The following is a 9,285-nucleotide window of genomic DNA, read 5'->3' as shown; positions in this document are numbered from 1 at the left end:
GCGTCGGCACCAGGCCAGCGCGCTGGTAGGCGCGGTCGCCACGGCCGGGCTTGACCGCCTGCCGTCCGCCGTTGAGGTGGTAGCTGGCCTCCATGTAGTAGACCAGCGGCAGGTCCAGCACATCCAGCCACACCACCGGTGCGTCGCCATCGTGGCCGTGTTCGTGCCACAGGCCGGTCGGCGTGAGGATCAGGTCGCCGCGTGACATGGGGCAGCGCTCGCCGTCCACCGTCGTCCAGGCGCCCTCGCCTTCGACCACCATGCGCACCGCGTTGGGCGTGTGGCGGTGCGATGGCGCCCATTCGCCCGGCAGCAGCAGCTGCATGCCGAGGTAGATCGCGGCGCTGGCCTGCATCTTTTCCAGCGTGTGTCCCGGATTGGCGAGCACGAGCACCCGGCGCTCGGCCTTCTCGATCGGCGTCAGCTCGCCGGCCTGCAGCAGCAGCGGCTTGATGTCGGCATAAGCCCAGTGGATGGGCTGGGTCTGGCGTGTGGGCACCTTGGGCGGCAGCACACCGCGCAGACTGGGCCACAGCGGCACGAGGTTCTTGTCGCGCAGCGACTGCACGTACGCCGGCGGCAGGTCTTCGAGGCGGGCGAGAGGGGCGTCTTCCATGTTGTTTTCTCCTGGTGTTCCGGTGTTCTTCGGTGTGTGGCGCTCAGTGCCGGGCCGCATCGAGGCAGTTGCCGGCGTTCCAGCCATACAGCCACTCCATCGCGTCGTAGAAGCGCTCAGGCGTGCGCCCGCGCCACAGGTCGTTGCGCACCAGCCGCTCGACACCCTTGGCGTGGTAGATCCGTCCCATCTCGCGGCTGGACAGCACGATGCGCGCGGTCCGGGTGATGCGGGCACGCTGGTAGAGGTCGAGCGCCTGCGTCCAGTCGTTGCCGCAGGTGCGCAGGGCTTCGCCGAGCGTCACCGCGTCTTCCATGGCCATGCACGCGCCCTGGGCCATGTACTGCGTGGTCGGGTGTGCCGCATCGCCCAGCAGCGTGACGCGGCCGAAGCTCCACTGGCCGATCGGTTCGCGGTCGGCGGTCGCCCAGCGTTTCCACGATTTTGGCAGGTCGATCAGCTGACGGGCCTGCGGGCAGATGCCCTGGAAGTAGCTCTGCACCTCTTCCTTGCTGCCCTCGCGCACCCCCCACGTTTCCTGCTCGCGACTGTGGAAGGTGACGACGACGTTGTACTGCTCGCCGCCGCGCAGCGGGTAGTGGACGAGGTGGCAGTTCGGGCCGACCCAGATGCTGGCGGCATTCCACTGCAGCTCCTCGGGGAAGTCCTTCTTCTCCACGACTGCACGGTAGACGACGTGGCCGGTGACCCGCGCGGGATCCCCCACGTACTGCTGGCGCACCACCGACTTGACGCCGTCCGCGCCGATCAGCGCGGTGCCGCGGAAGGTCTTGCCGTGCTGGTCGGATACGGTCACGCCATCGGCGTCCTGCACGATGCGTTCGACGCGGGTCGATGTGTGGAAGTCCACCAGCCCAGTTTTCTGCGCACCTTCGAGCAGCGACAGGTGCACGTCTGCACGGTGGATCACGGCATACGGATTGCCGAACCGCTGGCGGAACGCTTCTCCCGTGGGGATCCGGCCAATCTGGCAGGCATCGATGGCATCGTGCATGACCATGCAGTCGGTGTAGACGGCGCGCCCGCGGGCCTTCTCGCCGATGCCCAGCGCGTCGAAGGCATGAAAAGCGTTCGGGCCGAGCTGGATGCCGGCGCCGATCTCACCGATCTCGGGCGACTGCTCCAGCACCGTGACCCGGAACCCCTGGCGCACCAGGGCCAGCGCTGCGGCCAGTCCGCCGATGCCACCGCCCGCCACCAGAACGACCGGGACCGGGTTGTTCGTTGCGTTGTCCATCTGCCTGCGCTCCTGCGTTGTCCATCGGGTTTATTTGGCATCTAAATCATAAGCATGCTGATGATTAGTGTAGTTCCAAAATCCCTGGGGCCTGAATCCGTGAAAACCCGAAGGCTTCACCTCACGCAAGTGCAGTCTGCAGTGGTGTACGCCCGCAACGTCAGAACTTCGCCCAATCGTCGCTGGCCTGTTCCGCGGCGACCGGCGTACTCGACGGGATTCTGACTGCCGCCTGGACCACTGGTGCGGATTTGAAGGCCGTGCGCGCAGGCGGGACTGCCACGCGGGAGTGCTGCTGGCGCGGGCTGGCCGGCAGGGTCGAAGGACGTGTTGCCACGGCGCTTTGCGACGACAGTTTGAACACCGCCACGGTCTGCACCAGTTGCATGGCCTGGTCCTTGAGTGTCTCGGCGGCAGCCGCACTCTCTTCCACCATGGCGGCGTTCTGCTGGGTCGTCTGGTCGAGCTGGCTGATGGCCTGACCGACTTGCTGGATGCCCAGACTCTGTTCCTGCGTGGCGGTGGTGATTTCGGTGACGATGTCGCTGACGCGCCGGATCGATCCGACGATCTCGCCCATGGTCTTGCCGGCCTGGTCCACCAGATCGGTGCCGTGCGCGACCTGCTCGACGCTGCGGCTGATGAGGGTCTTGATCTCCTTGGCCGCCTCGGCGCTGCGCTGCGCCAGACTGCGGACCTCGGATGCCACGACTGCAAATCCGCGACCTTGCTCGCCAGCGCGGGCCGCTTCGACAGCAGCATTCAAGGCGAGGATATTGGTCTGGAACGCAATGCCGTCGATCACACCGATGATGTCGCTGATCTTGCGCGAGCTGGCGTTGATGTTCTGCATCGTGGTGACGACCTTGCCCACCACCTCGCCACCCTGCGCAGCGATGGCCGAGGCACTGCGGGCCAGTTGGTCGGCCTGCTGTGCGTTTTCGGTATTGGCGCGCACGGTCGATGCCAGCTCCTCCATGGTCGCCGAAGTTTCTTCCAGGGCACTGGCCTGCTCTTCGGTACGCGAAGACAGGTCCAGACTGGCATGGGCAATCTGCTGGCTGGCCGTTGCGACGCTGTCCGCGTTGTTGCGCACCTTGGTCACCACCACTTCCAGACTGGTCTGCATCTGCTGCAAGGCTTGCAGCACTTGCCCGGATTCGTCCTGGGACTGGTGCTCCACCACGCAAGACAAATCGCCATCCGCCACACGGTTCGCCGCCTGGAGTGCCTGCTGCAGCGGTCCGGTGATGGACCGCATCAGCCACACGCCCGCGGCCACGGCCATTGCCAAGCCCAGGGCTGTCGCGATGGCCATGGCATTGCGTGCCGTGGCATAGGCCGCCTCGCTTGCCTTGGCCGCAGACTTGGCACCGGACTGGTTCATGTCGACGAGTTGGTCCATCACCTTGCTCATGGTCTCGAACGACTGCTGTGCCTCTCCTTCCAGCAGGTCCTTGGCTTGGGCATTCTCGTTTTTTCGCGACAGCACCAAGACTTGCTCATGGAGTTGCAGGTAGCGTTTCCATTCAGCCTCGAACGTGTCGTGGAGCTTGCGTTCCTCCGCACTGCTGATCAGCGCGACATAGCGCTGGTGCTGTGCGTCGAATTCCGCCTGCACCTTCGCCATGACCTTTTCGATGGCGGCCATTCTGCGATCGTCCGTGTTCAGTACATGCTGGAACTCGGCCACGCGGAAATCGGAGGTGCTGGTACTCATCTGGTTCACCGTCTCGACACTGGGAAGCCAGTTGTTCGACACGTCCGCACCGAGTGTGCGCATGACACCCATCTGCCACAGCGCCATGCCGACGATGGCCAGCATTGTCAGCAATAGCAGACCCAGTACACCGCCCAGTCGATGGGCAATCTTGTTGTTCAGATGGGGCATGGCATGTCCTTGTCAGCACTGCATGGATATCGACGTAATCGCCGCAAACTTGATGCGATTCAATACGAAACCCTCTGTATGATGCATTTTTATGCAAGTTGTCTTGCATTCAATAAAATTAATGCAATATCATGCACAAATGACTGCCATCACACCCTCTTGCTCCACTGAACTGCTTCACAACCACCTTGGCGGCTGCTGGACGGCCGGCACGGGCGATGCCACGCCACTGTTCGATCCGGTTCTCGGCACGGAGCTGGTCCGTGTGGACGCGACAGGGCTGGACCTGCCCGGCGGGTTCGAGCACACCCGCCGCGTCGGCGGTGGCGCGCTGCGCGCTCTGACCTACCGCGAACGCGCCGGGCTGCTTGGCGCCATCGTCCAGGTGCTGCAGACCAACCGCGACGCCTACTACGCCATCGCCACCGCCAACAGCGGCACGGTCAAGAACGACTCTGCAGTGGACATCGACGGTGCGATCTACACGATCGGCACCTACGCCAAGCTGGGCGACACGCTGGGCGACCGACACACCCTGCTGGATGGCGCCGTGACACCACTGGCCAAGGGCGGAGCCTTCGGCAGCCAGCATGTGCAGGTGCCTGCCCAGGGCTTGGCGCTGTTCATCAATGCCTTCAATTTCCCGTCGTGGGGCCTGTGGGAAAAGGCGGCACCGGCGCTGCTGTCGGGCGTGCCGGTGGTAGTGAAACCGGGCACCTCGACCGCCTGGCTGACGCAGCGCATGGTGCGCGACGTGGTCGAGGCGGGCATCCTGCCGCCCGGCGCACTGAACATCGTCTGCGGCAGCTCGGCCGGACTGCTTGACGCATTGCGGCCGTTCGACGTGCTGTCGTTCACCGGCTCGGCAGACACCGCCGCACTGCTGCGGCGTCACCCGGCCGTCGCGGAGCGCTCGGTGCGTGTGAACATCGAGGCGGACAGCGTCAACGCGGCCGTGCTGATGCAGGACGCAGCGCCCGGCAGCGCCGCGTTCGATCTGCTGGTGAAGGAAGTCGTCCGCGAGATGACGGTCAAGTCGGGCCAGAAGTGCACCGCCATCCGCCGCATTGTCGTACCCGAAGCGCTTTATGGCGCCGTTGCAGAAGCCATCGGCACGCGTCTGGCCAAGACCACCGTGGGCAACCCGCGCAACGAGGCGGTGCGCATGGGCTCGCTCGTCAGCCGCGCCCAGCTGCGCAGCGTGCAGGACGGGCTGGCTGCCCTGCAGGCCCACACCGACACCCTGTTCGACGGCCGGAGCACGGCGCTGATCGACGCCGATCCGGCCATCGCCGCGTGCATCGCCCCGGTGCTGCTCGGCACGCGCAACGCCGATGGCAACGCGATTGTCCACACCACCGAGGTGTTCGGTCCGGTCGCCACACTGCTGCCCTACCGGGATGCAGCCCACGCCCGGGCGCTGGTGGCGCGCGGAGAAGGCTCGCTCGTCTGCTCGCTGTATGGCGAAGACGGTGCCGAGTCGGCCAGTGCGCTGGCCGATACCGCACTCGACCTCGCCGCCAGCCACGGCCGCGTCCATGTGATCACGCCTGAAGTCGCGGCCCTGCAGAGCGGCCATGGCAATGTGATGCCCCAGTCGCTGCACGGTGGCCCCGGTCGGGCCGGCGGTGGCGAGGAACTGGGCGGGCTGCGGGCGCTGAATTTCTACCATCGGCGTGCTGCAGTGCAGGGCAGTGCCGCGGTGCTCGGGAGCGTGCAGGCGACGCACTGAGCCACAATCGGCGCCTTGTCCAGGCGCCACCAGGCGCCACCAGGAGCCTGCGATGTCCTTGTTCCCTCGCCATCTGATCGCCTTTGCCCTGCTGTTCGGTGTGGCGGCCCTGCCTGTGCATGCGGCCAGCACGGCGGCGTCGTCTGCGTCCGACAGCGCGTCGAGCGCGGTCGGCAGCCTGTCCACCTCGATCGGCAAGTCCAGCAACAGCTCGTCGCCAGGCCATGACGTGGCCGATGGCGACTACCGCGTGATCGACATCGCCGAGGCTGCGGACCGACCGGGGCTCGTGCGCCTGACGCTGCAGGGCGTGACGGTGGCAGAGAACACCGAGTTCGCGCTGTACCTGCCGCGCCTGACGTTCGAACAGGCACAGCTGGCCACCGGTCAGCAGGTGCGCACCCGCCAGCGCGCCTACGGCATCGAATTCGCCCGCACCGATGCGCACGCGCCGTTTTTCCTGGTGCTGCACGACGAGTGGTACCGCGAACTGGCATCGCATCCCGTGACGCTGTGAGGAACGCGGTCGGCCTGGCGTTGCTCGCCCTGGTCGCCGCCGCGGTGCCGCTCTGTGCGCAGGCGGAGCTGCCGCGCCTGTGCGACCGTCCCGGCACCCTCACCGCCGCACAGCAGGACCGCCTCCTGCGCGTCAGCGCCATCGTCAAGGCCGAACTCACCCGCAGCGGGCAGCGGGTGGCGCTGGTCTCGCGCTCGGGATTGAACCTGGACCGCCTCGGCCTGCGCTATTCCCACGCCGGTTTCACACTGCGCGAGAGTGCCAACGGCCCGTGGTCGGTGCGCCAGCTCTACTACGCCTGCGACGAAGGCCGGCCGCGTCTGTTCGACCAGGGCCTGTCGGGCTTCCTGTTCGGCACCGACGACCCGGCCCGTGGCGCGCTGTCGCTGGTGTTCCTGCCGCAGAACGACGCCGATGCACTGGAGCGGACCGTGCTCGACACCCGGCAAGCGCTGGCGCTGCTCGGCACGGCCTACAGCGCCAATGCCTACGCCTGGGGGCAGCGTTACCAGAACTGCAACCAGTGGGCCATCGAGCTGTTCGCCACGGCCCGCGGCGGCCTGGTGGAGGCCGACCGCACCGCGGCGCAGCAATGGTTGCAGACGCAGGGATATGCCCCACGGGTCATCGACCTCGGTTTCGCGCCGCTGCTGTGGTTCAGCGCCTTCAGCCCGTGGCTCCACAACGACGACCACCCGGCGGACGACCTGCAACAGGCCCGCTACCGGGTCAGCATGCCGGTGTCGATCGAGGCGTTCGTGCAGGCCACCGTCCCGGGCGCCACGCGCATCGAGGTCTGCCACACAGGGGCGCGCGTGGTCATCCATCCCGGCTGGACGCCCATCGGCGAGGCCTGCGAGCCCGGCGATGGCGACACCGTCGTCGCACTGGACTGAGCGCCAGCAGACAGGCGGCCCTGACATGACGCCTGCGGGACGCCTGTCGCGTCTGGTGGCGTTCAGAATCCGCCGGGTCGACCGCCCGCCGGAGAGCCCCCATGTCCCACCGCACCGCCCACCGAATCTGTCCGCTGTGCGAGGCCTGCTGTGGCCTGGTCCTCGACATCGACCGTGACGCGCAGGGAGCCGAGCACATCGCCACCATCCGTGGCGACGAGGCCGATCCGTTCAGCCGCGGCTACCTGTGCCCGAAAGCGATAGCGCTGAAGGACCTGCACGACGATCCGGACCGGCTGCGCCAGCCGCTGATCCGCCGCGGTGGCCAGCACGTGCCAGCAACCTGGGACGAGGCGTTCGCCGAAATTGCCCGCGGCCTCGGTGACGTGCAGGCGCGCCATGGTCGTGGTGCGGTCGGCATCACGCTTGGCAATCCGATCGTGCACAAAGTCGGGCTGACGCTGGCGGTGCCGACGCTGGTGAAGGCGCTCGGTACCAGACACGTCTACTCGGCTTCCACGCTCGACCAGATGCCGCGGCAGCTCGCCTGCGGACTGCTGTACGGCCACTGGTTCAGCGTGCCGGTGCCTGACATCGACCGCACCGACTGGCTGCTGGTGATCGGTGCCAATCCGATGGCGAGCAACGGCAGCATGTGGACGGTGCCGGATTTCCGCGGTCGGGCCAAGGCGCTGCGCCAGCGCGGCGGGCGGCTGGTCGTGGTCGATCCGCGGCGGACCGAGACCGCGCGGGTGGCCGACGAGCACCTGCCGATCCGCCCCGGCGCGGACGGGTTCCTGCTCGCCGCGATGGTGCACACGCTGTTCGAGGAAGACCGCGTGCGGCTCGGCGCGGCGGCGCCCGTGGTGGATGCGGCCGATGTCGAGGCGGTCCGGCTGGCGGTGGCGCCCTTCGCACCGGAGGCGGTGGCCGAACGCTGCGCTGTTCCAGCCGAGACGATCCGCCGGCTGGCGCGCGCGCTGGCCGCCGCACCGCGGGCTGCGGTCTACGGCCGGATCGGCACCAATGGGCAGACCTTCGGCACGCTGTCGGCGTGGTTGATCGATGTGCTCAACGTGCTGACCGGGCGGCTGGACGCGCAGGGCGGCGTGATGTTCCCGAAAGCCGCTGCGCTGGCGGCGAACACGATGGGAACGCCGGGCACTGGTCGCGGCGTGACCACCGGGCGCCACCACAGCCGTGTGAGCGGTGCACCCGAAGTGCTGGGGGAGTGGCCGATCACCTGTCTGGCCGAGGAAATCGAGACACCCGCCACATCACCCGATCAGCCCGCCGTGAAGGCACTGATCACGGTCGCGTCCAATCCGGTGCTCTCCGCACCCGGCAGCCCGCGGCTGGCGGCTGCGCTGGACACGCTCGACTTCATGGTCAGCGTGGACATCTACCTGAACGAGACGACCCGCCACGCCAACGTCATCCTGCCCGGGCGCTCGCCGCTGGAGGACGGACATTTCGACATCGCCTTCGCGCAGCTTTCGCTGCGCAACCATGCGCGCTACAGCCCGCCGGTCGGACTGGCCGACTCGGGGCAGCCCGCCGAATGGGAGATCGTGCTGCGCCTGAGCGAAATGGCGCAGGGACGCGGACCAGGCGGTGTGGTCGATGTGGCCGCGCTGGACGACCGGCTGGCGCGGCAGGACGCCGAGCGTTTCGCTGGCGACCGCGCGGACGCTGCCCTGGCCGATGCCTCGCGCTGGCGCGGGCCGGAGCGGCGGCTGGACCTGGCGCTGCGCGCCGGGCCGCATGGCGACGATTTCGGGCGCAGGCCGGGCGGCGTGCGGCTGGCGGCGTTGCTGGACGCACCGTCCGGACTCGATCTCGGTGCGCTGGCGCCGCGTTTGCCGGAAGTGCTGCGCACGCCGAGCGGCCGGGTCGACCTGGCGCCGCCGTTGCTGCTCGGCGACTTGCCGCGTGCACTGGCCGCGCTGCACGAACCCGCGCCGCCGCTCGTGGTCATCGGCCGGCGCGACGTGCGCTCGAACAACTCGTGGATGCACAACCTGCCGACGCTGGCGAAGGGGCCATTCCGCGGTGCAGCGCAAGTGCATCCGGTCGATGCGGCCCGCATCGGGCTGGTGGATGGCGCGTCGGCACGTGTCCTGAGAGCGGACGATGCGCGGTGTCACATCACCGTGCAGATCCATGTCGATGACAGCGTGATGCCGGGCGTTGTCTGCCTGCCGCACGGCTGGGGGCATGACCTGCCGGGCACCCGGCTGCCTGTCGCAGCCGAGCGTCCGGGCGCGAACCTCAACGCGGTGCTGGACGAGCGGCTGCGCGATCCGCTGTCGGGCAACGCGGTGCTGTCCGGGGTGGCGATCCTGCTGGAGGCGCTGCCCGCGATCAGGTGACGG

At 67.9% G+C, this 9,285-nt stretch carries 7 protein-coding genes; 4 read left to right on the top strand and 3 right to left on the bottom strand.

Annotation, left to right across the window (positions count from 1 at the left end; translation table 11 throughout):
• From AB3X43_RS08560 to AB3X43_RS08550, 3 genes are all read right to left on the bottom strand, one after another.
• A partial coding sequence (locus AB3X43_RS08560) for a cupin domain-containing protein (RefSeq protein ID WP_369429422.1) occupies positions 1–616 on the bottom strand: 616 nt, incomplete at its 3' end.
• 43 nt (positions 617–659) lie between these two features.
• Positions 660–1,874, bottom strand: coding sequence for a 3-hydroxybenzoate 6-monooxygenase (locus AB3X43_RS08555; protein WP_369429421.1), 1,215 nt, complete (start codon positions 1,872–1,874; stop codon positions 660–662).
• A 160-nt stretch (positions 1,875–2,034) separates the two neighbouring features.
• Positions 2,035–3,765 (bottom strand): methyl-accepting chemotaxis protein, encoded by a 1,731-nt coding sequence (locus AB3X43_RS08550; protein ID WP_369429420.1) that lies wholly within the window; start codon positions 3,763–3,765, stop codon positions 2,035–2,037.
• A gap of 139 nt (positions 3,766–3,904) precedes the next feature.
• Between AB3X43_RS08550 and AB3X43_RS08545 the strand changes: the two genes are divergently transcribed.
• The 4 genes from AB3X43_RS08545 (at position 3,905) to AB3X43_RS08530 (ending at position 9,282) form a co-directional block, all read left to right on the top strand.
• Positions 3,905–5,497, top strand: a complete 1,593-nt coding sequence (locus AB3X43_RS08545; RefSeq protein WP_369429419.1) for a 3,4-dehydroadipyl-CoA semialdehyde dehydrogenase — start codon at positions 3,905–3,907, stop codon at positions 5,495–5,497.
• 52 nt (positions 5,498–5,549) lie between these two features.
• The gene (locus AB3X43_RS08540; RefSeq protein WP_369429418.1) at positions 5,550–6,014 is read left to right on the top strand and encodes a hypothetical protein; all 465 of its coding nucleotides are present in this window, start codon (positions 5,550–5,552) and stop codon (positions 6,012–6,014) included.
• Positions 6,011–6,910, top strand: a complete 900-nt coding sequence (locus AB3X43_RS08535) for a DUF2145 domain-containing protein (RefSeq protein ID WP_369429417.1) — start codon at positions 6,011–6,013, stop codon at positions 6,908–6,910. The genes AB3X43_RS08540 and AB3X43_RS08535 overlap by 4 nt, the downstream gene beginning before the upstream one ends.
• Before the next feature lie 101 nt (positions 6,911–7,011).
• Positions 7,012–9,282, top strand: a complete 2,271-nt coding sequence (locus AB3X43_RS08530; protein WP_369429416.1) for a molybdopterin-dependent oxidoreductase — start codon at positions 7,012–7,014, stop codon at positions 9,280–9,282.
• Positions 9,283–9,285 lie beyond the last annotated feature (3 nt).

Origin of the sequence: Sphaerotilus sp., from assembly GCF_041083715.1 — a bacterium.
Taxonomy (GTDB): Bacteria; Pseudomonadota; Gammaproteobacteria; order Burkholderiales; family Burkholderiaceae_C; genus Sphaerotilus.
This window is presented reverse-complemented; position numbering and strand designations above follow the sequence as displayed.

Bases quoted from the DNA above. Each gene is read 5' to 3' on its own strand.
- AB3X43_RS08545 (WP_369429419.1), top strand. From the start codon at position 3,905: ATGACTGCCATCACACCCTCTTGCTCCACTGAACTGCTTCACAACCAC.
- AB3X43_RS08555 (WP_369429421.1), bottom strand. From the start codon at position 1,874: ATGGACAACGCAACGAACAACCCGGTCCCGGTCGTTCTGGTGGCGGGC.
- AB3X43_RS08530 (WP_369429416.1), top strand. From the start codon at position 7,012: ATGTCCCACCGCACCGCCCACCGAATCTGTCCGCTGTGCGAGGCCTGC.
- AB3X43_RS08540 (WP_369429418.1), top strand. From the start codon at position 5,550: ATGTCCTTGTTCCCTCGCCATCTGATCGCCTTTGCCCTGCTGTTCGGT.
- AB3X43_RS08550 (WP_369429420.1), bottom strand. From the start codon at position 3,765: ATGCCCCATCTGAACAACAAGATTGCCCATCGACTGGGCGGTGTACTG.